This is a genomic window from Desulfocapsa sulfexigens DSM 10523 (assembly GCF_000341395.1).
Taxonomy (GTDB): Bacteria; Desulfobacterota; Desulfobulbia; order Desulfobulbales; family Desulfocapsaceae; genus Desulfocapsa; species Desulfocapsa sulfexigens.
Window position 1 is genome coordinate 3,695,001 of sequence record NC_020304.1, and the last position, 25,696, is coordinate 3,720,696.

The 25,696-nt window shown below is 45.3% G+C and carries 21 protein-coding genes, 2 tRNA genes, 2 rRNA genes, 1 other RNA gene and 1 pseudogene (1 of these 27 running past the window's edge); 21 read left to right on the plus strand and 6 right to left on the minus strand.

Annotated features, from left to right (window positions below; genetic code table 11):
- Positions 1 to 1,744, plus strand: a 23S ribosomal RNA gene (locus UWK_RS16455) (it extends 1,323 nt beyond the left edge of the window).
- Positions 1,745 to 1,847: 103 nt separating this feature from the next.
- Positions 1,848 to 1,964, plus strand: a 5S ribosomal RNA gene (gene rrf, locus UWK_RS16460).
- Positions 1,965 to 2,183: 219 nt separating this feature from the next.
- On the opposite strand, the gene UWK_RS16465 is transcribed toward rrf, so the two are convergent.
- Positions 2,184 to 2,558, minus strand: a complete 375-nt coding sequence (locus UWK_RS16465) for a helix-turn-helix domain-containing protein (protein WP_041916457.1) — start codon at positions 2,556 to 2,558, stop codon at positions 2,184 to 2,186.
- Between the two features lie 275 nt (positions 2,559 to 2,833).
- Here UWK_RS16465 and upp point away from each other — a divergent pair.
- A pseudogene (upp, locus tag UWK_RS16470) lies at positions 2,834 to 3,286 on the plus strand (uracil phosphoribosyltransferase); the annotation flags it as partial.
- Positions 3,287 to 3,429: 143 nt separating this feature from the next.
- On the opposite strand, the gene istB reads toward upp, so the two are convergent.
- Positions 3,430 to 4,167 carry an IS21-like element helper ATPase IstB gene (gene istB / locus UWK_RS16475; RefSeq protein WP_015402932.1) on the minus strand — a complete coding sequence of 246 codons (738 nt, stop codon included), beginning with the start codon at positions 4,165 to 4,167 and terminating at the stop codon, positions 3,430 to 3,432.
- 20 nt (positions 4,168 to 4,187) lie between these two features.
- A complete protein-coding gene (istA, locus tag UWK_RS16480) occupies positions 4,188 to 5,741 on the minus strand; it encodes an IS21 family transposase (protein WP_015402933.1) in 1,554 nt (517 codons plus the stop codon).
- Between the two features lie 139 nt (positions 5,742 to 5,880).
- On the opposite strand from istA, the gene UWK_RS19750 reads away from it, so the two are divergent.
- The 4 genes from UWK_RS19750 to UWK_RS16500 all read left to right on the plus strand — a co-directional run bounded on the left by UWK_RS19750 (position 5,881) and on the right by UWK_RS16500 (position 10,130).
- On the plus strand, positions 5,881 to 6,117 hold the full coding sequence (locus tag UWK_RS19750) for a uracil phosphoribosyltransferase (protein ID WP_015405527.1): 237 nt from the start codon (positions 5,881 to 5,883) through the stop codon (positions 6,115 to 6,117).
- Between the two features lie 48 nt (positions 6,118 to 6,165).
- Positions 6,166 to 7,416 carry a uracil-xanthine permease family protein gene (locus UWK_RS16490; protein ID WP_015405528.1) on the plus strand — a complete coding sequence of 417 codons (1,251 nt, stop codon included), beginning with the start codon at positions 6,166 to 6,168 and terminating at the stop codon, positions 7,414 to 7,416.
- Positions 7,417 to 7,425: 9 nt separating this feature from the next.
- Positions 7,426 to 8,322 carry a 16S rRNA (cytidine(1402)-2'-O)-methyltransferase gene (gene rsmI / locus UWK_RS16495; protein WP_015405529.1) on the plus strand — a complete coding sequence of 299 codons (897 nt, stop codon included), beginning with the start codon at positions 7,426 to 7,428 and terminating at the stop codon, positions 8,320 to 8,322.
- 188 nt (positions 8,323 to 8,510) lie between these two features.
- On the plus strand, positions 8,511 to 10,130 hold the full coding sequence (locus UWK_RS16500) for a hypothetical protein (RefSeq protein ID WP_015405530.1): 1,620 nt from the start codon (positions 8,511 to 8,513) through the stop codon (positions 10,128 to 10,130).
- Positions 10,131 to 10,145: 15 nt separating this feature from the next.
- Here UWK_RS16500 and fliW read toward each other — a convergent pair whose 3' ends face one another.
- Positions 10,146 to 10,565 (minus strand): flagellar assembly protein FliW, encoded by a 420-nt coding sequence (gene fliW, locus UWK_RS16505; RefSeq protein ID WP_015405531.1) that lies wholly within the window; start codon positions 10,563 to 10,565, stop codon positions 10,146 to 10,148.
- A 113-nt stretch (positions 10,566 to 10,678) separates the two neighbouring features.
- Between fliW and trpB the strand changes: the two genes are divergently transcribed.
- Positions 10,679 to 11,911 (plus strand): tryptophan synthase subunit beta, encoded by a 1,233-nt coding sequence (trpB, locus tag UWK_RS16510; protein ID WP_015405532.1) that lies wholly within the window; start codon positions 10,679 to 10,681, stop codon positions 11,909 to 11,911.
- 40 nt (positions 11,912 to 11,951) lie between these two features.
- Positions 11,952 to 12,716, plus strand: a complete 765-nt coding sequence (gene trpA / locus UWK_RS16515) for a tryptophan synthase subunit alpha (protein WP_015405533.1) — start codon at positions 11,952 to 11,954, stop codon at positions 12,714 to 12,716.
- 45 nt (positions 12,717 to 12,761) lie between these two features.
- On the opposite strand, the gene UWK_RS16520 is transcribed toward trpA, so the two are convergent.
- A complete protein-coding gene (locus UWK_RS16520; protein WP_015405534.1) occupies positions 12,762 to 14,129 on the minus strand; it encodes a sigma-54 interaction domain-containing protein in 1,368 nt (455 codons plus the stop codon).
- 142 nt (positions 14,130 to 14,271) lie between these two features.
- Here UWK_RS16520 and tadA point away from each other — a divergent pair, with 142 nt between their 5' ends.
- Positions 14,272 to 14,766 carry a tRNA adenosine(34) deaminase TadA gene (gene tadA / locus UWK_RS16525; protein WP_015405535.1) on the plus strand — a complete coding sequence of 165 codons (495 nt, stop codon included), beginning with the start codon at positions 14,272 to 14,274 and terminating at the stop codon, positions 14,764 to 14,766.
- 78 nt (positions 14,767 to 14,844) lie between these two features.
- Positions 14,845 to 14,930, plus strand: a tRNA-Ser gene (locus tag UWK_RS16530).
- Between the two features lie 75 nt (positions 14,931 to 15,005).
- On the opposite strand, the gene UWK_RS18800 is transcribed toward UWK_RS16530, so the two are convergent.
- Complete coding sequence (locus tag UWK_RS18800; RefSeq protein WP_015405536.1) at positions 15,006 to 17,525, minus strand: transporter substrate-binding domain-containing protein; 2,520 nt, start codon at positions 17,523 to 17,525, stop codon at positions 15,006 to 15,008.
- A gap of 307 nt (positions 17,526 to 17,832) precedes the next feature.
- On the opposite strand from UWK_RS18800, the gene ffs reads away from it, so the two are divergent.
- The 10 genes from ffs (at position 17,833) to pheS (ending at position 25,669) form a co-directional block, all read left to right on the plus strand.
- An RNA gene (gene ffs, locus UWK_RS18830) (signal recognition particle sRNA small type) lies at positions 17,833 to 17,929 on the plus strand.
- A 144-nt stretch (positions 17,930 to 18,073) separates the two neighbouring features.
- Positions 18,074 to 19,840, plus strand: a complete 1,767-nt coding sequence (dnaX, locus tag UWK_RS16540) for a DNA polymerase III subunit gamma/tau (RefSeq protein WP_015405537.1) — start codon at positions 18,074 to 18,076, stop codon at positions 19,838 to 19,840.
- A gap of 100 nt (positions 19,841 to 19,940) precedes the next feature.
- Positions 19,941 to 20,261 (plus strand): YbaB/EbfC family nucleoid-associated protein, encoded by a 321-nt coding sequence (locus UWK_RS16545; protein WP_015405538.1) that lies wholly within the window; start codon positions 19,941 to 19,943, stop codon positions 20,259 to 20,261.
- 56 nt (positions 20,262 to 20,317) lie between these two features.
- Positions 20,318 to 20,926 (plus strand): recombination mediator RecR, encoded by a 609-nt coding sequence (recR, locus tag UWK_RS16550; RefSeq protein WP_015405539.1) that lies wholly within the window; start codon positions 20,318 to 20,320, stop codon positions 20,924 to 20,926.
- Between the two features lie 133 nt (positions 20,927 to 21,059).
- Positions 21,060 to 21,134, plus strand: a tRNA-Val gene (locus UWK_RS16555).
- Positions 21,135 to 21,215: 81 nt separating this feature from the next.
- Positions 21,216 to 23,141, plus strand: coding sequence for a threonine--tRNA ligase (gene thrS, locus UWK_RS16560; protein ID WP_015405540.1), 1,926 nt, complete (start codon positions 21,216 to 21,218; stop codon positions 23,139 to 23,141).
- 141 nt (positions 23,142 to 23,282) lie between these two features.
- Entirely contained in the window at positions 23,283 to 23,789 is a 507-nt protein-coding gene (infC, locus tag UWK_RS16565) for a translation initiation factor IF-3 (protein ID WP_041916459.1), read from the plus strand.
- 75 nt (positions 23,790 to 23,864) lie between these two features.
- A complete protein-coding gene (rpmI, locus tag UWK_RS16570; RefSeq protein ID WP_015405542.1) occupies positions 23,865 to 24,062 on the plus strand; it encodes a 50S ribosomal protein L35 in 198 nt (65 codons plus the stop codon).
- 96 nt (positions 24,063 to 24,158) lie between these two features.
- Positions 24,159 to 24,515 carry a 50S ribosomal protein L20 gene (gene rplT, locus UWK_RS16575; protein ID WP_015405543.1) on the plus strand — a complete coding sequence of 119 codons (357 nt, stop codon included), beginning with the start codon at positions 24,159 to 24,161 and terminating at the stop codon, positions 24,513 to 24,515.
- Between the two features lie 137 nt (positions 24,516 to 24,652).
- The gene (gene pheS / locus UWK_RS16580) at positions 24,653 to 25,669 is read left to right on the plus strand and encodes a phenylalanine--tRNA ligase subunit alpha (RefSeq protein ID WP_015405544.1); all 1,017 of its coding nucleotides are present in this window, start codon (positions 24,653 to 24,655) and stop codon (positions 25,667 to 25,669) included.
- The last annotated feature ends 27 nt before the right edge of the window (positions 25,670 to 25,696 follow it).

Consider the following 25,696-nt stretch of genomic DNA (forward strand, 5'->3'; position numbering starts at 1 on the left):
TTGAATCAGTTTGCTGAATGGTAGGAGAACATTGTGGCCGCCTGAGAAGGTACACCGTAAGGAGTGCTGGAGGTTCCACAAGAGCTTATGTTGACACGAGTAGCGAAAAACAAGGTGAGAAACCTTGTCGCCGAAAGCCTCAGGTTTCCTGTAGTCAAGTTAATCTGCTCAGGGTTAGTCGGCTCCTAAGGCGAGGCCGAGAGGCGTAGTCGATGGGAAACTGGTTAATATTCCAGTACCACTTATCCATTGTTATGGTAAGGGGGGACGGAGAAGGTAAGGCCATCCGGGCGTTGGTTGTCCCGGTTTAAGCGTGTAGGGGTAAGACTTAGGTAAATCCGGGTCTTTATTAACTCTGAGGCGTTATGACGAAGTCCTAAGGACTACAAAGTGGCTGGTTCCATGCTTCCAGGAAAATCCTCGTATCTAGATGGATATGTGACCGTACCGTAAACCGACACAGGTAGGCAGGTAGAAAATACCAAGGCGCTTGAGAGAACTTGGGTTAAGGAACTCGGCAAAATAGCACCGTAACTTCGGGAGAAGGTGTGCCACAACTGGTGATTGAATTTACTTCATGAGCTGGTCGTGGTTGCAGTGAAATGGGGGGAGCGACTGTTTACTAAAAACACAGGACTCTGCGAAGTCGAAAGACGAAGTATAGGGTCTGACGCCTGCCCGGTGCCGGAAGGTTAAGGGGACTTGTTAGCGCAAGCGAAGCAATGAACCGAAGCCCCGGTAAACGGCGGCCGTAACTATAACGGTCCTAAGGTAGCGAAATTCCTTGTCGGGTAAGTTCCGACCTGCACGAATGGCGTAACGATTTCCCCACTGTCTCAACCCAAGACTCAGCGAAACTGTAGTACCGGTGAAGATGCCGGTTACCCGCAACAAGACAGAAAGACCCCGTGAACCTTTACTATAGCTTGGCATTGGTTTTTGAGGTAACATGTGTAGGATAGGTGGGAGACTTTGAAGCGGGCACGCCAGTGTCTGTGGAGTCATCCTTGAAATACCACCCTTGTTATCTTAGGAATCTAACTGCGGTCCGTGATCCGGATCCAGGACATTGTCTGGTGGGTAGTTTGACTGGGGCGGTCGCCTCCTAAAGAGTAACGGAGGCGCGCGAAGGTTCCCTCAGGCTGATTGGAAACCAGCCGTAGAGTGCAAAGGCATAAGGGAGCTTGACTGCGAGAGAGACATTTCGAGCAGGTACGAAAGTAGGTCTTAGTGATCCGGCGATTCCGCATGGAAGGGTCGTCGCTCAACGGATAAAAGGTACTCCGGGGATAACAGGCTTATCTCCCCCAAGAGTCCATATCGACGGGGAGGTTTGGCACCTCGATGTCGGCTCATCACATCCTGGGGCTGAAGCAGGTCCCAAGGGTTTGGCTGTTCGCCAATTAAAGTGGTACGCGAGCTGGGTTTAAAACGTCGTGAGACAGTTTGGTCCTTATCTGTTGCGGGCGCAGGATATTTGAGGAGATCTTTTCCTAGTACGAGAGGACCGGAATGGACGAACCTATGGTGTTCCAGTTGTTTCGCCAGAAGCATTGCTGGGTAGCTAAGTTCGGCAGGGATAACCGCTGAAAGCATCTAAGCGGGAAGCCCACTCCAAGATAAGATATCCCGGGACATTAGTCCCCTGAAGGCTCGTTGAAGACTACAACGTTGATAGGTCAGGTGTGGAAGTGTGGTAACACATGGAGCTTACTGATACTAATAAGCCGTGCGGCTTATTCATTTCTCTTGATTAAGACGCTACTGAATACTCTACTATTCGATTATCGATTTTTTTATAAGGAGTAAGGTGTACTATTTGGACACCTCACACCTCACCGTCTTTTATCGGTGGCGAAAGCAAAGAGGATCCACCCGTTCCCATTCCGAACACGGAAGTTAAGCTCTTTAGCGCCGATGGTACTGCATGGGCAACTGTGTGGGAGAGTAGGTCACCGCCGATTTCTTTATATAAAAAAAGCCCCAATCAGGTTTCTTCTGATTGGGGCTTTTTTTTGCTGGCAGCAATTCTTCAGTAATACCACAAAATGATCAAAAAAAATCCCAGTCATGTTATAACCCTGACTGGGATTTTACTCTGTCAAACTCGAACGCGTTCCTGTTTTCAGTAAGGGGGATATGGAAGCGTACTCTTTACCATAAATAAAAAATCTCCAAACCCATCATTTCAATAATGTTTTAAGTATCTTACACTTTCGACAGATTTCCATTTTGTCACGAACATCGATATCTTTTGTGCAGTCACATTTTGTACCACAGACAAACCAGCACATATCACCGCATTGAAACTCCCAAGCAGGGCATTCCTCTTTAATCTCACAGGACTTCCGTTCCCAACATGGTTGGAGTTTTTTTCCGCTTTGGTTTTTTTTCTGATAGATTAGAAACCAGAGTTGACGTTCAATATGAAGAGGAATTTTGCGCCATCCCTGCTCATAACTATGAATCGCTTTCAGCGAAACACCAAGCAATTCTGCCAATTGTTTTTGAGTTCTATTCAGTTTCTTTCGTATGGTTACAAAGGCTTCTTTTTCCAAAACAGTACCCGACACTTATATTTAAAAGATTAGATCTGATGCTAAAGTCAGATTCGATATAATACATTGAAGTAGTAAGGGTAACAGGTTCTTCTTTTTTTTTCAGCAAGAATTCCTCCCTTACTTAACTTCCTTGCTACTATCTTAATCTTTTAATTTATGAATTTTCTTTTGGTTTGAATATCCTTTCGTTGAGTTTAGTTATATTTTTTTGTATGTATCACTGAATCCTGATTATCCACCAATTTTATTTTCCATAATGCAAGGAGACCTCTATGGCAGTTCATGTAGTAAACCATCCGCTCATTCGTCACAAAGTCGGTTTGTTAAGAGAAAAAGACATCTCTACTAAAGACTTTAGAGCCCTGGCTTCGGAAATCTCTAGACTACTAGGCTACGAAGCCACTAAGAATTTACCTACTGAAAAAAAAATCATAAAAACCTGGTCAGGCCCTGCCCAAATTGAATCTATCAAAGGAAAAAAAATAACCTTTGTCCCTATCCTCCGTGCTGGACTCGGGATGATGGATGGTGTTTTCGATCTCATTCCTTCTGCCAAAGTATCCATCGTTGGTTTTTATCGTGACGAAAAAACCCTGCAACCGGTCCAATACTATGTCAAACTAGCCAAGAATATTCAACAGCGTACTGCCTTGATTCTTGATCCCATGCTTGCGACCGGCGGAACGCTCAATGCCACAATCACCCTTCTTAAAGAAGCAGGATGCGTATTCCAGTGAATCCGGCCACCCAGTCCACTTGATTCCGGCCAGTAATTCCACGGCAAAGCGGCCACCCAGTCCAGAGGATTCCGGCCAGGGTGTCGGAGCGTAGCGACGCGAATATTTCCTTCTTACTCTGTGTGTTGCTCTCACGTCAAGCGTGCTTTCTTTTTTCTCATAGATTCTCCTTTCAGTTTGATTTTGTGAGCGGCATGTACCAGACGGTCAAGAATGGCGTCGGCTAAAGTCGGATCTCCGATCCGCTCATGCCAGTGCTCTACCGGTAATTGACTGGTTACCAAGGTAGATTTGAGGCCGTGTCTGTCTTCCAGTATTTCTAGTAAATCATGGCGTTGCTCCTGGTTGAGTGTGGCCAGTCCATAGTCATCAAGTACCAATAGATCTGTTTTTGAATAGACAGTCAGTAACTTCAGATAACGGCCATCCCCCTTGGCAAGAGCCAGATCTTCAAAGAGTTTACTCAGACGGAGATAGAGAGCACTATAGCCTTCTCTGCATGCCTTTTGGGCCAAGGCACAGGCAAGATAGGATTTGCCGACTCCAGTGGGGCCGGTAATAAGCAGATTGGTATGTTCCTTTATCCAGTTGCAGTCAGCCAGCCTGGTTACCAGTGACCTATCCAGACCACGCGGATGACGGAAGTCTACATCCTCGATTGAGCCATCCTGCCGCAGCTTTGCCTTTCTGAGTCTGGTCTGAAGTTTTCTGGTTTCCCTGACCGCCTGCTCGCGGTCAAGTAACAGACCGAGGCGTTCTTCGAAACCCAGGTTATCTGCAGTGTCCATGTCCATCTGTTCCTGGAGTGCTGCGGCCATGCCGGTGAATCGAAGAGTTGTGAGTTTTTCAAGTGTTGGATGCAGAAGCATTTTATCGTTTCCTTTTTGTTTTAGTGGGTTGAGGGAGAATAATACTGAGAGCCACGGATATTTGCGTGATTAACCGGCTTGTCCTCTGTAGCCGGCTTCGGTAGTGGCTTCTGATCAAGGCCGCTTTTGAGTATGGATTCCACTGAGCGGTAAGAAAGGGCGTTGATATGCAGGGCCCGATGGCATGCTGCCTCAAGGCGTGAATCTCCATAGGCTTTGCCAAGACGGAGAATGCCCAGCAAAGTGCGATAGGCCTGTTGTGGGTGAGCTCTTTTTACAAGAAGCGTCTCTGTGAGGCAGAGTGTCTCCGGCCCGACCTTGGCAGCCCAGCGCTTGAACCTGTCCGGATTCCACTCCATGTACTTTCGGTGGTTGACAGGCATATGCTCTTTGACGGTAGTGTGGTGCCCTCGTTGATTCTCCCGGATGTGACTGGCCACCCGTTTACCACGAAAGTAACACTCAACCGTGCTTTTGGTATAGCGCACCTCAATCTGTTTTTTGACCAGGTTATATGGAACGGAATAGTAATGTCCCTCGACCTCCACATGATAGTCGATATGTACAGTGGCCTTTTTCCAGTAGGATAATTCATAAGGGCTGGCTGGAAGTTGTTTCAGGGCAGGTTTGTCCAGTTCTTCAAAGCGACTTTTACGGCTGCCGGATAACTTCTTGAAAGGCTTGTTGTTCAGTTGCTCAAGGAGTTTGCCTATTTCGCGATTGAGATCGTCAATGTTGAAGAAAGTATGTTTACGGAGTTTTGCCAGAATCCAGCGTTCCACCAGCAATACACCGGCCTCAGCCTTGGCCTTGTCCCTTGGTTTTCTAACCCTTGCAGGCAGCACCACGGTTTGATAATGTCGGGCCAGATCATGATAAGTGGGATTAAGGTCAGGTTCGTAACGGCAGGCTTTTGTGACGCCACTTTTCAGGTTATCTGGAACGACAACTTCCGGAACCCCACCCAGGAAAGCAAATGTACGGACATGTGAACCGATCCAATCCTCAATCTTCTGGCTGGGAGTGGCCTCAGCATAGGTGTAGTTGCTGGCACCAAGGACCGCAACAAAGACCTGAGCCTTTGTGATTTCTCCGGTGTGTTGGTCAACGACATCGACGGTTTGGCCTGCGTAGTCGACAAACAGTTTCTCACCGGCTCGGTGTTCATGGCGCATGACCAGATCAAGCTTGCCGGCCCAATCCCGGTAACTATGGCAGAACCAGCTGTACTGGTAGCCGTCAGGATGCTGCTCTTTGTATTCCTGCCACAGCAGGTTCAGGGTAACCCCTCGTTTGGATTGGAGCTCTTTGTGGATCTCAGAGAAATCTGGAATTAGCCGGCTTGTCCCCGGTGGAGGCGGTGGAGGGAAAAGGGTTTGTTCAAGGCTGCTGTCGCTTAGGTCGTCAGGAAGGGGCCAACCCAGATCTGCTCTTTTGGTTCGTTGTAAATAGTCACTTACCGTGCTGCTGCCAATACCGCAGCTACGGGAAATTTCACGGTTACTGTGCCCAAGTTCATACTTGAGTCGTAGTACCTCTCTAATTTTTCGCATAGATAACCTCTTCTTCGGCATGAGCCCTCCTTGAATTTTATTCAAAAAGGCACTCTCTACCAGTTGGTTCTATGCGTCGCTACTCCCTATTTGGGGTGACCGGATTCCTCTGGAATCACTGGCCGGAATGAAATGGAATCGGTGGCCGGAATCACGTGGAATGAGTGGCCGGTTTACTCTGGAATCGGTGGCCGGAATCGTCTGGAATATGCAAGCAGGATGCACTTCCATCAAGGGTCTCTTTCTTGTCTGTGCCCCTGAAGGGGTAAAGAAGGTTCAGGATCTCCATCCTGATGTGGATATTTACACGGCAGCACTCGATGAACGACTTAATGATCAAGGGTATATACTTCCTGGTCTTGGTGATGCTGGAGATAAACTTTTTGGAACCAAATAGTTTTTTTTCGACTTACAGTACTTAAACAAATAAAGGTAAAAACATACGATGGAAACACAATCACCAAGTAGTGACTACAACTTTCGACCACAGGACATAATTCTTGGTGCTCAAATGCTTTTTGTTGCCCTTGGAGCACTTGTTCTTGTGCCCTTGCTAACAGGCCTCAATCCCAATGTGGCCCTTTTTACTGCCGGAGCAGGCACTCTGCTTTTTCAGATAATAACAAAGGGAAAAGTACCTATTTTTCTCGCCTCTTCTTTTGCCTTCATCGCTCCGATTATTTATGGCGTGCAAACATGGGGAATTGCCGGAACCATGTGCGGGTTGCTTGCCGCTGGACTTTTTTATGTTTTGCTTTCAATACTTATTTATTTTCAAGGAGGAGAAATACTCCACAAAATCCTTCCTCCCATTGTAACCGGACCAGTTATCATGGTCATTGGACTCATCCTCGCACCTGTTGCTGTTTTTATGGCTACCGGAATGACAGGAGACGGTTCTTTTGAACTCGTACCACGCAATACTGCTCTTATAGTTTCCGCAACCTCACTAGCGGTCACCCTCCTGGTGTCACTCCTTGGTCACGGCATGTTTAAGCTTATCCCTATCCTGTGCGGCATCAGTGCTGGGTATCTGGTTTCTATCCCTTTTGGGCTGATCGATTTCACACCAGTCCGTGAAGCCTCCTGGTTTGCTATGCCAACTTTTACCTACCCTGAATGGAATCTTGAGGCAATTTTCTTTATCGTTCCCGTTGCCATTGCTCCAGCGATTGAACATTTTGGTGACATTCTTGCCATTGGCTCCGTTACCAATAAGGACTATGTAAAAGATCCAGGTATTCATCGTACCTTGCTTGGAGATGGCCTTGCTACAAGCCTCGCAGCCTGTTTTGGTGGACCTCCTAACACCACCTACTCTGAAGTTACCGGTGCTGTGACTCTTACTAAATCATTCAACCCGGCTATCATGACATGGGCCGCGATTGTAGCGATTATACTTGCCTTTGTTGGAAAGGTAGGAGCCATGTTACAGACCATTCCATCTCCTGTAATGGGTGGCATCATGCTTCTTCTTTTTGGTGCTATAACCGTTGTCGGCTTAAACACTCTGGTCCGTGCCCAAAAAGACCTTACAGAGCCTCGCAACCTTGCCATCATTTCACTAATCATGGTACTTGGTATAGGTGGAATGAGTTTTTCTGCTGGAGCCTTTACCGTGAAAGGAATTGGCTTGGCAGGAATTGCCGGAGTCCTGCTTAACCTGATCTTACCCGGAAAAAAGAAGGAAGCCTGACACCTGTATATGAATGAAACTGATGGTAATAAAACTGGTATTCTTTACGTAGCAGCTACTCCTATTGGCAACCTGGAGGACATTACTCTACGCTGTTTACGCGTGCTCGGAGAAGTAGATCTCATCGCAGCTGAAGATACCCGTCATACCCGTAAACTTCTCACTCATTTTCAAATTTCCACGCCTCTTATCAGTTATTATCGTGAAAAAGAGGTAGAGCGATCCGCTCAGCTTATTCAGCGGCTCCTTGGAGGGGAATCCATTGCCCTGGTATCAGACGCCGGTACTCCCGCTATCTCTGATCCCGGTGCTCTACTTGTTGCACGTGCCCATGAAGCTGGAATCACCGTTGTTCCTCTTTCAGGTGCATCAGCACTGACAACGGCACTTTCAGCTTCCGGTATCACAAATCCACACTTTCTCTTCCTAGGATTTGCGCCATCAAAGAAATCTCAACGGCGTTCCCTTCTGACCTCTCTCAAAGACGTGCCCTGGCCTGTAATTTTTTATGAATCGCCCAGACGCATTGAAGGGCTCCTTTCTGATATTCTGAAAATTATGGGGAACCGCAATGGATTTTGGGGAAGAGAACTTACCAAGGCATACGAAGATCTGAGAAAAGGCACCATCAACTCACTCCTTGAACAGGCCTCTTCCCAAACAAATCGTGGAGAATTCGTTCTGGTTGTTGAACCGGGAACCACACTCAGTGCAGAAGGTGAGAACCTTCAGGATTTATTAATCTGGTATCGTGACAACACCACCCTTTCACTTAAAGATGTCAGTCGTAAACTTGCTGGTGACCTTGGTCTTTCCCGTTCTGTCGTTTATCAGGAAGCACTCATTGTTTACAAAGAAAATAGAGAAACAGTTGAGGGAGAGGTAATCAAAAAAGGAGATACTTAATCCCCCCCTTGCTCAAGGAGTCCAAATGGCTTTGTCAGATTTATCTTAAAGTTATATGTTCTAGAATCACACATTACCTGATTATTTGAAGGCTATTTAGCACTGCAACGGATCAATCAGACGATTTGTTTTCCTTGATAGAATTCAACAAATACGTCACATTTTATCAACCCGTACCCCAAACTCTTATGACACTAAGAAGTAGCGTTACACCTCAGAAACAGTTTATTTACGGTATTCACAAACCTGACTATATAGCAACTAATCTTCGACTTGAAACAAGTATTAACTCTCTTGGACACCTCGATTCAGGAGACGTATATTCCAATCAAGCAAATTTCCCCGCTAATGATGTAAAAGTCACAGATGGAGACTGGATTTTTGAGATTCCAAATCCATTTTCTTTTCGAGGGACAACTTTTATTGACAAAGAATGGGCTGACAACAGTGCAAACAATCCTCAAAAAATTTCCCTTCCACCAACACAAAAACTCTCACTCAGTACACTTCTCGAGAAAGAACAGATTCCCGACAGTCTTTTCGACAAACTTCCCGCCCCATTGCATCTTTCCCTTGCCACAACCTCTACAGATCCACAGGATTTGATCAGATTAGCCGAACTCTCTTGTTGCATTGAAAAAGACACCAATGGAATACCAACTGGATTGCGCTATAAAACAGATTCTCACGGGAAAACCCGAGCAGTCATCAACGACCATGCACTCTTTGAAGCAGTGGCAAACAACCCGGCTCTGCCTGACACCTATAAACTGGTGATGGTACTTCGCCCTGGAGCTCAGGGAGGAAGTGAAATTGTTGGAGAATTCAATGACATGAAAGAAAGTCATGTCTTTGAGTATCTACGGAGAAACTCGTATATTGCTGGTGGCCACTATGCTGCAAACATGGCTGACGATGCTGTTCGCTACTCGATAGATCGGCTATCCGAAGCGGACATAACAGGATTACGCCATTTGTATTATCAGCGAAGTTTTGTTCGATTAGCCTGCCATTTAGGCATTGCAGATAACAAGGAACAAAAATCCTATTCCATGGATGCTCTTGAAATCCTGCGAAAAAAAATTCTTCAATCTCTGTCACCTGAAACCAGCCCTGATATTTCAGCAACGCTCTGGGGATGGAATTTCGGCTTTGACTATGCCCCTACTCGCTATCGCCTTCACGCCTCTCATCAACAGATCCATCAACAATATGCAATGCTTCCACAAAATGTAGCTAGTTTCAGCGGCAATCTCCATATCTCATCAGGCAGCATTCCCTCCTTCGGGTGTGGAGATATGGTAGCTGAAATGATACAAAATTACCGTCGCGAAACACACAGTGACTTCTTTTCCGATTATCTTGCCTGTATACGAAATAATATCCGTATGGACGAAAGAAATGACCTGGAATCAAGTCTGATACTCTGGGAAAATGAACATGCCATTCTTTTTGTTCCCAAGGCCCAGACATCGCAATGGGAATTGCAGCTTATGGCATTACGAAACACCAATACTGACATTATCGGCAATATTCTGGAAGCCGACACAGCTTCCAGAATATCGCTTGACAGAGGGATATTTCTTGCCCAGAAAGTACTCGCAGGGCTTGGTGCAAAGATGGTTACATCAATAGAATACCCAAAGCGAATCGGCAACGCAGGAGAGCCAGGACAGCATCTACTCTACAGCTTCCTTCCCAGGCTACCAGAATCCCCCGGGGCGTTCAGCGAAGCACAACTACGTTTTATTAATGGTCATTATCCGGAGGACTTCGCAGCTGTCTGCAGACAACAGTTGCAGAAATAAACACAATCCCCACAATTAATGCTCTGTTTCGTTCTGCCGCTTTTTTAAGACTTTCTGCAGACCAAGCTGTTTCTGTACGTTGATAACCAGAGGTCCACCAATGTTCGCAGCGAGTTGCGAATCGGTTTCTTCCTCAGTTTTTTTCAACATGAGAAATACACCAATATCCAGTGGATTATCAGCTTTGATGGTCTGTACTTCAGCGTCATCAAGAAAGATATCATAATTTAAATCATAGGATGTCGGATCTACAAGTGTAAAGGTCACAACAGGTGCCTCACAGGATTCCAGCCAATATGCAGAAACTTTTCCATCATCCTTGTGAAAAATCTTAAAAGTAGTGTATTCTTCGAAACCGGGAATCCCTTTAGGGAATGTAAAGATCTTTTCCGATTGAATTGATGGTTGCTGTGTCACTCTGCTTTGCATGCTCATAATCGCTCCCTGATTGATGATAACAATGAAAATGTTACTAAACACCGTCGGACATCATCTGTATCGGTAATAACATATATTATAATTAGACTTTTTTTACTGGAGTTACCATAATGGATTCGAATGGATTTTTTGGAAACTGGGGTGGAGCCTACATTCCAGAAGTACTGCATCAAACCTTTCAAGAACTGAAAAAAGAATATGACCGGTGTCGAAAAGATCCGGCGTTCTGGCAGGAATATCTGACTCTCATGTCAACCTACTCCTGTCGCCCTACTCCCCTGACCTACGCTGAGAATCTCACTCGCCACTTTGGCGGTGCTCAAATCTATATCAAACGTGAGGATCTCAATCACACCGGAGCGCATAAGGCTAATAATGTCATGGGACAGGGACTCCTCGTCAAACGTATGGGGAAAAAACGGGTAATAGCCGAGACCGGAGCCGGTCAGCATGGTATGGCCACTGCAACCATGGCAGCCAAATTTGGACTCGACTGCACCATTTACATGGGTGAGGAAGATGTTATGCGGCAACGCCCCAACGTCTTCTGGATGGAAAAAATGGGTGCCACGGTGGTTCCTGTCACAGACGGTTCACGTACCTTGAAAGATGCAATCAATGAGGCCTTTCGTGACTGGGTAACCAATGTTGATGACACCCATTACGTTTTTGGTACAGCCTGTGGTCCTGCACCGTTTCCGGAAATGGTTGCCTGGTTTCAATCTATTATAGGCATTGAGGCAGCCGAACAAATCATACAATACCACCATAAGATGCCGAAGAGGGTCTATGCCTGTGTTGGCGGTGGATCCAACGCCATGGGTATTTTTAAACGTTTTCTTGATGAGGATGGTATTGAACTTGTAGGAGTTGAAGCAGGAGGCCATGGTGCCGAGAGCGGAGCCCATGCCATACGCCTCTCAAGCCCTGATGCGTCACCGGGCGTAGCTCAAGGCTACAAAACCATGTTTCTTCAGGATGATGATGGACAAATGAAACTGACCCATTCCGTGGCAGCAGGACTTGATTATGTTGGTGTCTCGCCAATTCTCAGCGATCACTGGGAAAACAAAAGGGTTCGATTCGAATCCGCCACTGATACCGAGGTCATGCAAGCGCTTGACCTCACCATGCGCCTTGAAGGTATCATTCCAGCCCTGGAGTCATCCCATGCTTTTGCAGGCGCCTTCAGAGAAGTGGGGCAACTTTCAAAGGACGATGCAATCATTATCAATCAATCCGGACGAGGCGATAAGGACATTTTCACAATTGCCCACGCCTTTGAAGATCCTTCATGGAAGAAATTTATTATTGACCGAGGCAGGGAATACAGCAACAGCTAGTAATCCATCCACCTTCAGCCTATTTATCAGAGATTGAGATATGAAGTTAGAACAACAGTTACGTAACAAATTAAAAGAAAAAGACATTCTTCTCATGACCCATATAGTCCTGGGATACCCTTCACTTGATGTTAACCGTGAAATCATCCGCCAGATGGTCGGCAACGGGGTGGACTGCATTGAAATGCAGATTCCCTTTTCTGAACCCATGGCCGATGGCCCGGTTATCCTCAAAGCCAATCAGGACGCCCTCGCCACTGGCACCAAAGTTGAAGATTGCTTTCAATTTGCGGCAGAAATGGCCCGGACACATGAAATCCCCTTCCTCTTTATGACCTATTACAACATTATTTTTAAATATGGCGAGGAGGCTTTTATAAAAAGGGCGGCAGAAATAGGCATTCATGGATTTATCATTCCGGACCTCCCCCCGGAAATGGGGAAAACTTTCCTGGCATTAGCTGACAAGTATAATCTTGCACTCATTCTCATCTATGCTCCAACTTCTACGGATGCACGCATGGAGGAACTGGACAGACATGCCAACGGTTTTATTTATTGTGTCGCCAGACGAGGTGTCACAGGAAAGAAATCTGCGTTTGATCATGATTTTGACAACTATCTTGCCAGGTGCAGAGCTGCAACGCAACTCCCTCTTGCAGTTGGTTTCGGCATCCAGAGCAAGGAAGATATCGATGCCTTACGAGGAAAAGCTGATATGGCGGTCATTGGATCACGTACTATTCAGCTGGTTGAAACAGAAGGTGCAGAGGCTGTGGGTCCTTTTATTGCCGGGCTCCGTTAGCTGACTCCCAGAAAAAAGAGATAGGTAACACGTAACTGGCGAAACTCACCTGTGCTTACGCCAGTTAGGATGGGTGATACCAAACTTCTTCACCTTGTAATTGAGCGCCCTTGGGCTGACACCAAGTTTTGCAGCAGCATTTTTCTGCACCCAGAGACACTCTTCAAGGGCGTTTAGGATCAATTCCTTCTCCTGATCAACAAGGGAGCTCTTCCCCGGCAGTGTAGGAGTTCCGCTGTCTACTGTTGGCCCTTTCTCCACTGGCAGGGAAAGATTGCTGGTATCAATCAGGACATCGTCTTCCAAAATCACGGCTCGTTCAATGGTGTTTGCCAGTTGTCGTATATTTCCGGGCCAGCGATATTTCCGAATCTGTTCAAGAGATTTATCCGTAAAACCTTGCACATCACTCCCAAGGGATGTTGCGTATTTATTGAGGAAATACTGAGCAAGGGGCAACAGGCATTGCTGCCGCTCCCGTAAATCCGGTAGTCGTATGGGGAGAACATTAATTCGATAGTAGAGATCTTCCCGAAATTTCCCCTTACTGATTTGTTCAGGAAGGTCCTTATTGGTGGCCGCAATAACACGGACATCGGCATATATTGTTTTATTGCCTCCCACACGTTCAAAACATTTTTCTTCAAGCACTCTCAGCAATTTTGTCTGCAAGCCGAGACTAATTTCTCCAATTTCATCAAGAAATAAGGTCCCTCCACTGGCCTGTTCAAAACGACCAACACGAAGTTTGTCAGCACTGGTAAATGCACCTTTTTCATGACCAAACAGCTCGGACTCAAGAAGATCTTCGGGAATATTGGCACAATTGATCTTGATAAAGGGTTTCTGCTTACGCGGACTGTTATAATGAACAGTTCCGGAAAGAAAACTTTTTCCCGTCCCCGTCGCACCGGTGATCAGGATAGTAGAATCAGTTTTGGCAAATTTCTCGAGACTCTTCAAGACCACTTTCATCCCTGGACTAAAAGCAATAACATCATTAAAATGATACACAATGTCCTGTTTGTGTCGCAGGTATGCTATCTCATTCCTCAGAGCCTTATTCTCAAAAGTTTTCTCTGTAGCAACTTCAAAACGTGTCACAGAAACAGGATGAACCAGATAATCGTAAGCTCCACTTTTCAGTGCCTGCACAACCACTTCCGGCTTTTCTTCCTGGCCTATGAGAATAACTGGAGTATGGGGAAGTCGTTGCACGACATCCTCTAAAAGAGGTAAACCGGTCCCACTGTCCTCCATAAAGAGGAAAATCAGATCATATTCATTCCCTTTAAGCTCTCCAAGTAGCTTTTCACTACCATAGCAAAATGTAATTTTGGCGCGGTCATCGAGGGCTCTACGAATGTTCTGATGACTTTCTTCTGGAATTGCATACGCTAAAATTGTATACATAATGCTCCTTCTTATCAAAGATACGGACTTAGAATTTCATATTTGTAACTCACAAGAAAAATACTATGTGAAAAATATTCTCATTGCAAATGAAAAATAACCTGTATTCCCCTATTCAGCCCACTGCCAGCACTGCATAACCATGGACCAGAAGTTTTCAGATATTACTTTTATGGAACGTGCTCTCAGCCTTGCCCATTCAGCCTCCAACAAGGGTGAAGTCCCGGTGGGAGCTATCCTTACTCTTGATGGTAAGATCGTTGGTGAGGGAGAGAACTGCCCGATTGCATGCCATGACCCAAGTGCACACGCAGAAATAATGGCATTACGTAATGCGGCCACAAAACTGGAGAATTACCGTTTGCCAGGTACCACACTTTATGTGACGCTCGAACCCTGTATTATGTGTATGGGTGCAATCATCCATGCACGTGTCCGGAGAGTTGTTTTCGGAGCATACGACCCTAAAACAGGGGCTGCAGGATCACGCTACTCCATAGGGACCGATCAACTCCTGAATCATACCCTTGAAATCACCCCTGGAATCTGTGAAACTGAATGTACTGCAATTCTGAAAAGCTTTTTCAGGGAACGACGTAAAAAAAGGCCATGCACACTACCGGAACAATATTTTTGAAAGCATTTTAGAGTTTTTGATTGCCAAATTTCTTTTCACAGGCTAAAAGAACCGACTGAAAAAGGACTTTTTTTTTTCGGAGGGGTGGCCGAGAGGCTTAAGGCGCACGCTTGGAAAGCGTGTGTACGCAAGTACCGTGAGTTCGAATCTCACCTCCTCCGCCAAATACAAAAAGGCCATGTAATTCAGGCGAATCACATGGCCTTTTTTTTCTGTCCCACAATCCCGACCATCCAACCTCAAGCAAGCGCCTGCCTAACCGCCTTTCCTATCTGCTGCATACCATACGGCTTGCGAACAAGTACTCCAGCCCCCAACGCTTGGGCCTTATACACTTCATTATTTTCGGAAAACCCGCTTACCACTATTGCCTTCAGGTCAGCCTGAATCTCAATCGACCGGAGGAATGTCTCATACCCGTTAATACCTGGCTCCATAATCATATCAAGAAGCATCAGGTCAACCCTGTTTTCTTTAAGGTGTTGGATAGCCTCTTCACCTGAACTGGCGGTGAAAATCCGGTATCCCAGGGCACTCAACATCTGCTGTGCAATATGAAGCTGTAGTGGTTCATCGTCAACGATGAGAATATGCTCACCATCACCGACAAGTCCTTCAAGGTCCATGCTTTCAATCTGTTCAAGCAGATTCTCTCGCGTTGCAGGAAAATAGAGGGAAAAGGTGGTCCCGCTGGAGTTGCTTTCCACCGTAATAACACCATTATGATCCTGCACACTATTCCATACAACGGTCAAACCAAGCCCCGTCCCACTTCTTCCCATGTCTTTCTTGGTGTAAAAAGGCTCAAAAATATGTTTCAGGTCACTTTCTGAAATTCCTTTTCCCGTATCTGCGATGGTAAACTTAACATATTCCCCTTTCGCCATATATTGTTCTTTAGCCACCGGCTTATCTATATAAACATTGCAGGTCGTTACTTTCACAACACCATCATCTTCTAATGATTCCATTGCGTTGGCAACAAGATTCATAATACATTTTCGTATATGAACGGCAGAACAGGATATGTTCAGAAGATCCGGTTCAAGCTCTCTTTCACACACCACTCCCTCATGATGTGAGAGCAGCTCCTTATATTCGGGGGAATTAAAGTATGATTCAATCAGGCTGTTCAGATTCTCAGGTTCCCTGACTGCTGCCGCACCTCTTGCAACGGTCAGCATATCAGCAACCATAGCCGCCGCACGTTTACCCGAGTCTTCTATTAACTGAAGAGGCTTTCTCAGCTCGCTATCCGGCGGGAGTTTCAAAAGCAATAACTCCGGATAACTCACGATCCCCGAAAGGATATTATTCAAATCATGGGCCACCCCTCCGGCCATCATGCCAACGGCCTCCATCTTCAGGGAACGATGCAGCTGGTCTTCCATTTTTTTCTGTATGCTGATGTCCGTGAAGAATGCAAAATAATATGATTGTCCCTGGTATTCAAAATAGCTTAAATATAACTCCACCGGGAAAAGGCTCCCATCTTTGCGCCGATAGTTTGTTCGAACAGAGTACGATTTTTTAGCAGGCGGCCAGTTGGCTTCCGTTATATTCACATCAATATTATGAATACCGAGTGACAGTAATTCTGTCTTGCTATAGCCCAGTATATTGGCTGCCGCATTATTGACATGTATAATTCTTGTATCTTCCAGAAGCGGAGCATTCTTGGTCCAGATAATGGGATACGCACACGAATCGACTGCATACTGAGTCAAAAGAAGTTTCTCCTCAGTTTTCTTGAGAAGTGCACCCTGCCTTAAGATTTCGATATTCTGCTCTTTCAGTTCTCTGTTATATTTTCCAAGGGTATAATAGCGAAACAGCAAAAACAGTACTCCAATAGCAATAAAAGGGAAAATACGCCAGAACAGCCTATAATCAAAACTTTTTTCGTATTTAACTGATATCCAGCGATTTAAGATCTGCTGATGCTCTCTTTTGTCAAGGCTATTAATGACTTTATTAAAGATAGAGAGCAGAATCGGTTGATCATTTCTGGTGGCAACCCCAAGCTCCCATCGTTCATCAAATTTTCCGACGATTTTAAGCTCATCCGAGAAACCTTTCTGAATAGTGCTGCTCACCGTGGCCAACGTACCGATAAACCCATAAATTTTACCCCGATTAACAAGCCTTAACCCCTCATCGACAGACGCAACATCAACAATTTGCATTTCAGGATATTTACTGCGTAAAAGTTCACCAAAGGCATAGCCCTTCACAACACCAAGCAGTTCATCCTGAACAGAGGTAAGATCAGCAATAAACCGTTCTGTATTCCGAGTTGCCAGCACGAGAGGGATTGACAGATACGGAACTGTAAAATCCATATATGTGAGACGCTCCGGGGTTGCCATAGCCAGAGAAAAAATATCACACTTCCTTGTTTTGGCATATTCAATACTTTCGCTCCAGGTTTGGGTCGGCACCAGAACAACGGGAATACCAAGCTTTTCTTCTATCAGGGTAAAATAGTCAGCACTCATTCCCACATGCTGACCATTTTCAATTTTTTCGAGGGGCATCCAATCAGGATCCACACACATGGTTATCTGTTTTTTGGTTGAGAGGAAGATTTGCTCTTCTTCGGTAAACATACCACCATGGTCAGTTGTCACTTTCTTCTGATTTATGGATTCTCCAATATCCCCTGTGACCAGAGCCTCAGCCGAGCAAGGAACGCCAAATACTAAAAACAGAAGAAGCAACCCATAGAGATTACAAATTTTCCTAAACTGCAAAAACATAATGAACTCCAGAAATAAAGATAGAGCAGTTGATTCGGTTCTGCTGTTAAGGTTGATGATATGTTAATTATTTTAGAGAGTCAATTTTTGAAACAACCATGGAACTTTCTTTTCCTGGCCCAAAGTCCTACCGGAAGCCTTGTATAGATATTGCCGAATAACAGATTTATAAGTTTAAATACTCTTGACGCTATCATTCTGGTTGTGTATAAGAGCTTCACAGAAGGAGCAGGTGGACAGCAGGTCTGATAGTTAAAGGTCAAATTTTCCCACCCAACCTTCAATCAATCTGAAATTTCGTTTTGATAGTCGGGTCCTGTACAATTGAGGATCATGAACTCCGCCAGGTCTGGAAGGAAGCAACGGTAATGACCCCCTCGATGTGTTGCAGGGTCCCGGCTATCATCTTTTACTTGCAACATCACATGTCGGTTTTATCCGTTTTTGTCCTATCGTACAAAAAAGTAAAACCTGTCGCGTCAATACTGAGTACTGACTTACTTGCTAGTCTCGGTTTTCTTATCTATTCTTCTAGGTAGGTCTGTTTTATGTCCTATTTGGTTCTTGCCAGAAAATCACGTCCCCAGAATTTCAATCAGGTTGTAGGCCAAATCCCGGTTGTAAAAACTCTGATGAACAGTATTGTCAGAAATCGAATCGCCCACGCAATACTTTTTTCCGGCGTACGCGGTGTCGGAAAAACCACCCTGGCCCGCATCATGGCAAAAGCAATTAACTGCGAGCAGAAATCAGATGGCAATCCTTGTAACCGCTGCCAATCCTGCACTGAAATAACCACCGGATCATCCCTTGATCTTTACGAAATCGATGGTGCTTCCAACCGTGGCATTCAGGAAATTCGTGAGCTTAAAGAGAAAATTCGTTTTCTCCCTACTTCGTCTAAATATAAGATCATTATTATTGATGAAGTCCATATGCTCACTACAGAGGCCTTCAATGCCCTGTTGAAAACCTTGGAAGAGCCGCCCGATCACGTCTTCTTCATGTTTGCCACCACTGAATTACATAAAATCCCCATCACAATTCTTTCCCGATGCCAGCGCTATGAATTAAAGCGTGTCTCAGCTGATGCTCTGCATGGTCATTTCTTGAAATTAGCAGAAGATGAAGGGGTTGCTATTGAAGATGCAGCCCTTGATCTTATTGTTCGGGAATCCGAAGGCTCTGTTCGTGACGGCCTCAGCCTGCTGGATCAGGTTTTCTCCTATGGTGAAAAAAACATCACGGTCGATGATGTTATTCAGGTTCTGGGTCTGGTATCACGTGACCTCATCTTCGCCATAACCGGAGCATTGCTGAATAAAGACCCTGGGACTGCACTTCATGCCCTGGAAGAAACATTTTCCTTTGGGGTAGACCTGAAACGGTTCACCTCTGACCTGCTCGTTTCCTTTCGCACTCTTATTCTTTGTAAAATTGATGGCTGTCAGGAACTGCTTGATATTCCGCCACGGGAACTTACCATCTACAGAGAACTGGCTGATACGCATAGCCATAACACTATCCACATGAAGCTCAACCTGCTCATGCTGGGAGTGGAGGAGATGCGTTATTCCTCCCAGCCAAGACTTACTCTTGAAAGTACATTCCTGAAAATCATTCAATCCTCCGATGTGGTGCCAGTTGTCGACATTCTCGACAAGCTCAACTCCCTTCTGAAGGGAACTTCAGCACCTCAGTCAATGCCAGCTCCTCCTGTAGCGAAAAAAAAAATCCCTGAACAGCTAGCAGTAGAGTCAGAGCATTCTGGAGTTGGCGACAAAGTGAAGCTAGCAATTCAAAAAACAGTATCTGCCCCCACACAATCCGTACCGACTCCTCCACCACCTGAAGAACAACCGCCACCTCCTCAGGAAAGCCCCGCCCCGCCACCACATAGTAAAACAAGACCTGTCCCCCATCCGCACCAGCGCGACGTCCGACGAGACTGGCCAGGATTTATTGAGCATGTAAAAGATAGAAAAGTGTGGATGGCACAGGATTTACAGCGGACTGAAAGGGTCCTTGAGGTTGACGGAGAGTTACATCTGCGCTTTGCAGATCAGGCAAACTGCGCTCTGCTTTGTCAAAAGGATAATATAAAACTCCTTACTGAATTTATCCTCGACTTCTTCCAGAAGGATCTGAAGCTCCGTTTTATCACACCGGATAAAGTTGAAGGAAAGGATCCGGATGCTCTTGACAGCCCTCACAGACTGAGACAGAAGCTTGCTAACGATCCACTGGTCCTTATGGCCACTGAAATCTTTAATGGCCAGATTGGTGACATCCGGGTCGGCCCCAGAAGCAGATAATACTTGCCAGAGCAATTATGAATTCTTATCGTGGAATTCAAACAGACTCTCTGTGTTCAACAACGCAAAATATTAATTAGCAATTAGCAAAGGTACAGTTATGGATATGAACAGCATTATGGCACAGGCTCAACAGATGCAGCAAAAGATGGCCACTATTCAGGAAGAGTTGAAAACAAAAACAGCAACCGGTACTGCTGGTGGCGGGATGGTCACCGTTACAGCCAACGGCAAAAGCGAAATTCTCTCTATTGAAATTGAAAAAGAGATCATAACTGTTGATGAAAAAGAGATGCTTCAGGATCTCATCACTGCAGCAACAAATGATGCTCTGCGTAAGGTGAAGGCTATTGGCAAGGAAGAAATGGCTAAGCTCACAGGGGGTATGAATATCCCTGGTATTTCCAACATTTTCTCATAAGGTCAGCTCCATCCTGTTCGATCATTTCAACCGTCCCCTTCAAGCCTAAGTACACTATGTCTCCACAGGTAATCCCCCCGGCATTGGATCGATTAATTCAGGATCTTACAAAACTTCCGGGAATTGGAAAAAAAACAGCAGCGCGCCTCGCCCTTAACATCCTCAGGCGGCCGGCAGGCGAAGCACGGGAACTGGCAGGAGCTTTAAACGATCTCCATGGTTCCATACAACTTTGCTCTAGTTGCTTTACTTTTTCAGAAAGTGACCCCTGTGCAATCTGTGGAGACCCCAAACGTGATCCTTCGCTTGTCTGTGTTGTTGAACAATCGGGTGACCTTCTCGCCATGGAAAAAGCAGGTGTCTATCTCGGCCATTACCATATCCTTCATGGAGTCCTTGCCCCGATGGACGGAATCGGACCAACCGAAATTAAAATTGCAGAACTTGAAGCACGCCTCACATCCGGTGTTGTCAAGGAAGTTTTTATAGCCACCAGTTCAACAGTGCCAGGTGAAGCCACAGCAAACTACCTAATAGACAGACTGCAAAAGAAACCGGTTCTCCTCACGCGCCTTGCCTGTGGAATTCCCATGGGAATGGACATAAAATATGCCGACAGACACACCCTTGCAAGAGCCATTGAAAGCAGACGTAAAACACGCTGATTTCCTCCTTCCTTTCACCTCTAATCCTACTTATTTTTTCTTGACAGAAGCACTATATATTGGTATTTGACACTGTTCGTACTTTCTCTTTTACTTATAGAAAAACAAAATTCAGACAAAGAGAACATTAATCAGGCGCGTAACTCAGTGGGAGAGTGTCACCTTGACATGGTGGAAGTCGGCGGTTCGAAACCGCCCGCGCCTACCAGAATGACCTGGCTAAATTTTATACGGACTGCTGCTTCCCGTATGAATTTTAGCCTTTGCTTTTTATATAAAGACCTTACTTATGACCAACATTACAATTGCCATAGAAAATGGGGAAACAGTTGAAATGCCAGCTGCCACCACTGTGGGAGAGGCTCTTTCTGAGTTGCTGTCAAACAAACAACGAAAGAGAACTGTTGCCGTAACTCTTGGCGACCAGATTCTTGACTTCTCTACTCCATTATACAACGACGCATCCCTCGGCCTGATACAGATAGGCTCTGATGAGTCCCTGGCAATTCTGCGTCATTCCACGGCTCATGTGATGGCCGAGGCAGTTCGAGAGCTGTACCCTGACGTCAAGGTCGCCATTGGTCCTGCTATTGACGATGGTTTTTACTATGACTTTGAGCGCAGTGAACCATTCACCCCGGAAGATTTTGAACAGATTGAAGCCAAAATGACAGAAATTGTCAGAAAGGCTTTGCCATTTACTCAAAGCACACTCAAAAGTTCCGAAGCAATCGAACGCTTTCAGGCAGAAGGCGAAAAATATAAAGTTGAACTGATCCAGGATCTTGACAGTGAATCAGTCACGCTGTACCAGCAAGGATCCTTTACTGACCTTTGTCGGGGACCACACGTCCCAAACACCTCCTTGATCACCTCCTTCAAACTGCTACGAGTGGCTGGTGCTTATTGGCGTGGTGACGAAAAAAATACCATGCTGCAGCGCATCTACGGAACTGCCTTTTTTGATAAAAAGGCGCTGAAGAAGCACCTCAACATGTTGGAAGAGGCAAAAAAAAGAGATCACCGTAAACTTGGAAAAGAACTACAACTGTTCACCATGCAGGATGAAATCGGTCCTGGTCTTGTTCTGTGGCAACCGAAGGGTGCGCTTCTCCGTAAACTTATAGAAGATTACTGGAAAGAAGCCCATTACCGTAACGATTACGACCTTCTCTATACTCCGCATATTGCACGACAGGATCTCTGGAAAACATCTGGTCATCTGGATTTTTACGCTGAGAACATGTACTCAGGCATGGATATAGATGATGTCCGCTATCAACTAAAGCCGATGAACTGCCCATTTCATATCGGCATTTACAACAGCAACAAAAGAAGCTACCGCGAGTTTCCCATTCGCTGGTGCGAACTCGGTACCGTCTATCGCTATGAGCGCGCCGGTGCCCTGCATGGTTTGCTTCGCGTACGTGGATTTACCCAGGATGACGCTCATATCTTCTGTATGCCCGACCAACTTGAGAATGAAATTTTCAACATTCTTGACCTGAATCTTGAAATCCTCAAGACTTTTGGTTTTGACGAGTATGACATCTATCTCTCGACACGGCCCGATAAATATGTCGGATCAGATGAAAACTGGGAAAAATCTACTGAAGCCCTGAAACTTGCTCTCGAAAAGAAAGGTCTGGAGTACAAGCTTGACCCAGGTGAAGGTGTCTTTTACGGTCCCAAAATTGATATCAAAATCAAAGACCAGTTGGGACGCTCCTGGCAGTGTTCCACCATACAGGTCGATTTTAACCTTCCTGAACGCTTTAAGATGAGTTACACAGGAAGCGACAATCAAAAGCATCAGCCTATCATGATTCACCGTGCTCTAATGGGATCTCTTGAACGTTTTATTGGAGTTCTCATTGAACACTACGCCGGTGTTTTTCCTCTCTGGTTTGCCCCGACACAGGCAAGGATCATGAATATCACCGATGCCCAAGCAGACTATTGTGACGAGGTATACAACAGACTTCGTAAAGCAGGTGTCCGGGTAGAAAAAGATTTGCGCAATGAGAAGCTGAATTATAAGATCAGAGAGGCGCAGATGGAAAAAATACCGTATATGCTGATTATCGGTGACAAGGAAAAAGACTGTAATACAGTAACCATTAGACTGCGTAATGGAGACAATATAGCCGATGTAACCATTGACGACTTTGCCAGAAAAGTGGCGGAAGAATGTCTGGAAGGACGCGGCATTTAAAGCAACAAATTCATTTTTTTTTATAAGGTAACAAAACGATCATTTTAAAGTCATCATATCTTGAGATGATCAATTGCAATTCCTAGTTCAGGAGGTAGTAATATTAAACGTCGAGGAAAAAGAGCCCCGGTTCAGCGTGAGATAAAAGTAAAAACCAATGATGAAATTCGGCATGAAGAAGTCCGTCTCATTGGAAGTGATAGTTCCCAGCTAGGAATATTCAGCGCAGCAGAAGCACTTGAAAAGGCCTACGATGAAGGATTGGATCTTGTAGAAATTTCGGCAAATGCAAGCCCGCCCGTATGTAGGATTATGAACTTTGACAAGTTCAGGTATGAGCAGGCAAAGAAGGTGCAGGATGCGAAGAAAAAACAGACCACTGTTGAAACCAAAGAAATTAAGTTTCGGCCAAAAACAGAAGAACATGATTTGAATTTCAAGATAAAACATATCAAGAAATTTCTGAGTCAGAAGAATAAAGTAAAGCTGACCATGCGTTTCCGTGGACGTGAAATTGTCTACTGTCAAACTGTTGGTCTGGAAGCGATGAATAAAATTGCGTCATACCTTGAGGACGATGCAGTTATTTTACAGCCTCCCACAATGGAAGGTCGCCAAATGGTCATGTTTGTCGGTCCAAAGAGCTAATTGCAGCAATAATAAAAAACGAATAAAAAAGCATATTAAAGTGAATCCCCTGATACAGGATAAGGAGTAATTACAATGCCTAAAATGAAAACTAATCGAGGAGCTGCTAAGCGTTTCTCTAAAACTGGTTCCGGAAAGATTAAACGTTCCAAGGCTTTTACCAGCCATATCCTGACCAAAAAATCCACGAAGAGAAAACGTAATCTCCGTAAATCCGGCATTGTTGATTCGTCAAATGTGCCATCAATCAGAAGGATTTTACCCTACCTGTAGGCCTTCTCCAAAACTGGAAAGCAGGAACGGATAAAAGAATAAAAAACTTATAGAACAGAAGAGGAACATCACCTCTGATTTTAAAGGAGTATTAAGATGCCACGCGTTACAAGGGGATTTAAAGCCCGCAGAAGAAGAAATAGAGTTCTTAAACTAGCTAAAGGTTACCGAGGTGGAAAATCCCGTCTTTTCCGCACTGCTACTGAAGCGGTTGATAAGGCCCTCGGATATGCATACCGTGACCGACGTAATAAAAAACGTGACTTTCGTCGTCTTTGGATCACCCGAATCAGTGCTGGTGTTAAGATGAACGGAATGAACTATTCCCGATTTATCAGTGGATTGAAAAAAGCTAACATTGAGCTAGATCGTAAAGTTCTTGCCAATATGGCCATTCTTGACGCCCCGGCCTTCACCAAAGTTGCGGATCTTGCCAAAACGGCAAACGCCTAAGACTTTTTTTCTGCCACGTCATACCGTCGAGACATAACTCGAGACGGTATCGTTCAGATATTCACACTGTGCCGGTTTCAATTTTTTTTTGGAACCGGCATACTTTTTTAACGTGCACCTCTTTTAAAAGATCGATCATGCAGGAAAAAATCATCAATTTACAAACCCAGGCAACGGAAGAACTGGCTGCTATTGAAAACAGCACTCAACTCGAAGAATTTCGTATTCGTTTCCTCGGAAGAAAGGGGCAGTTTTCATCAATAATGAAAGGGCTGGGGAAGGTTTCTAAGGAAGACAAACCACGCCTTGGGCAAATTGCCAACGGTGCAAAAAAAGCAATTGAAGCGCTGTACGATGATAAACAACGTGCCCTGACTGCTGACAGTGGTGGCTCCCCTGCCCGGAATGATGCTATCGATCTCACACTTCCTGGACGCAGACCTGAAACAGGCAAACTCCATCCCGTCACCCAGATCATGAGTGAAGTCTGTTCTATCTTTGAAGGCCTTGGCTTTTCAGTTGCCGAAGGGCCAGATGTTGAACATGATCATTATAATTTTGAAGCACTCAATATCCCGGCCCATCATCCGGCCCGCGATATGCATGACACTTTTTACGTAAGTGATTCAATCCTTCTGAGGACCCATACTTCTCCCATGCAGGCCAGAATTATGGAAACACAACAACCGCCTCTTCGGGTCATTGCACCCGGCAAGGTATATCGTTGTGATTCTGATATCACTCACACTCCAATGTTTCACCAGGTGGAAGGCTTCCTTGTTGATCGTGATGTGTCCTTTGCAGATCTCAAGGGTGTCCTCACCATCTTTACCCAGAAAATGTTTGACAAAGATCTTGAACTCAGATTCCGTCCAAGCTTTTTTCCCTTCACCGAACCAAGTGCAGAAGTTGACATAGCCTGTGTTATTTGCGATGGCAAGGGCTGTCGAGTATGCAAGCGCACAGGTTGGCTGGAAATTCTTGGTGCCGGAATGATAGATCCCGAAGTATTCAAGATGGTCGGATATAATCCTGAGGTATACAGTGGATTTGCTTTTGGCCTTGGTATAGAACGAATTGCCATGCTGAAATACGGTATTGACGACATTCGTCTCTATTATGAAAATGATCTCCGTTTTCTCTCCCAATTTTAAAACGTAATATAATGTTTTCCGGCTTCC

Excerpts from the sequence above, each read along its gene's own strand:
- istB (WP_015402932.1), bottom strand. The coding sequence starts at position 4,167 with ATGCTTCTGCATCCAACACTTGAAAAACTCACAACTCTTCGATTCACC.
- istA (WP_015402933.1), bottom strand. The coding sequence starts at position 5,741 with ATGCCGAAGAAGAGGTTATCTATGCGAAAAATTAGAGAGGTACTACGA.
- UWK_RS19750 (WP_015405527.1), top strand. The coding sequence starts at position 5,881 with ATGAGTGGCCGGTTTACTCTGGAATCGGTGGCCGGAATCGTCTGGAAT.
- UWK_RS16490 (WP_015405528.1), top strand. The coding sequence starts at position 6,166 with ATGGAAACACAATCACCAAGTAGTGACTACAACTTTCGACCACAGGAC.
- rsmI (WP_015405529.1), top strand. The coding sequence starts at position 7,426 with ATGAATGAAACTGATGGTAATAAAACTGGTATTCTTTACGTAGCAGCT.
- UWK_RS16500 (WP_015405530.1), top strand. The coding sequence starts at position 8,511 with ATGACACTAAGAAGTAGCGTTACACCTCAGAAACAGTTTATTTACGGT.
- fliW (WP_015405531.1), bottom strand. The coding sequence starts at position 10,565 with ATGAGCATGCAAAGCAGAGTGACACAGCAACCATCAATTCAATCGGAA.
- trpB (WP_015405532.1), top strand. The coding sequence starts at position 10,679 with ATGGATTCGAATGGATTTTTTGGAAACTGGGGTGGAGCCTACATTCCA.
- trpA (WP_015405533.1), top strand. The coding sequence starts at position 11,952 with ATGAAGTTAGAACAACAGTTACGTAACAAATTAAAAGAAAAAGACATT.
- UWK_RS16520 (WP_015405534.1), bottom strand. The coding sequence starts at position 14,129 with ATGTATACAATTTTAGCGTATGCAATTCCAGAAGAAAGTCATCAGAAC.
- tadA (WP_015405535.1), top strand. The coding sequence starts at position 14,272 with ATGGACCAGAAGTTTTCAGATATTACTTTTATGGAACGTGCTCTCAGC.
- UWK_RS18800 (WP_015405536.1), bottom strand. The coding sequence starts at position 17,525 with ATGTTTTTGCAGTTTAGGAAAATTTGTAATCTCTATGGGTTGCTTCTT.
- dnaX (WP_015405537.1), top strand. The coding sequence starts at position 18,074 with ATGTCCTATTTGGTTCTTGCCAGAAAATCACGTCCCCAGAATTTCAAT.
- UWK_RS16545 (WP_015405538.1), top strand. The coding sequence starts at position 19,941 with ATGGATATGAACAGCATTATGGCACAGGCTCAACAGATGCAGCAAAAG.
- recR (WP_015405539.1), top strand. The coding sequence starts at position 20,318 with ATGTCTCCACAGGTAATCCCCCCGGCATTGGATCGATTAATTCAGGAT.
- thrS (WP_015405540.1), top strand. The coding sequence starts at position 21,216 with ATGACCAACATTACAATTGCCATAGAAAATGGGGAAACAGTTGAAATG.
- rpmI (WP_015405542.1), top strand. The coding sequence starts at position 23,865 with ATGCCTAAAATGAAAACTAATCGAGGAGCTGCTAAGCGTTTCTCTAAA.
- rplT (WP_015405543.1), top strand. The coding sequence starts at position 24,159 with ATGCCACGCGTTACAAGGGGATTTAAAGCCCGCAGAAGAAGAAATAGA.
- pheS (WP_015405544.1), top strand. The coding sequence starts at position 24,653 with ATGCAGGAAAAAATCATCAATTTACAAACCCAGGCAACGGAAGAACTG.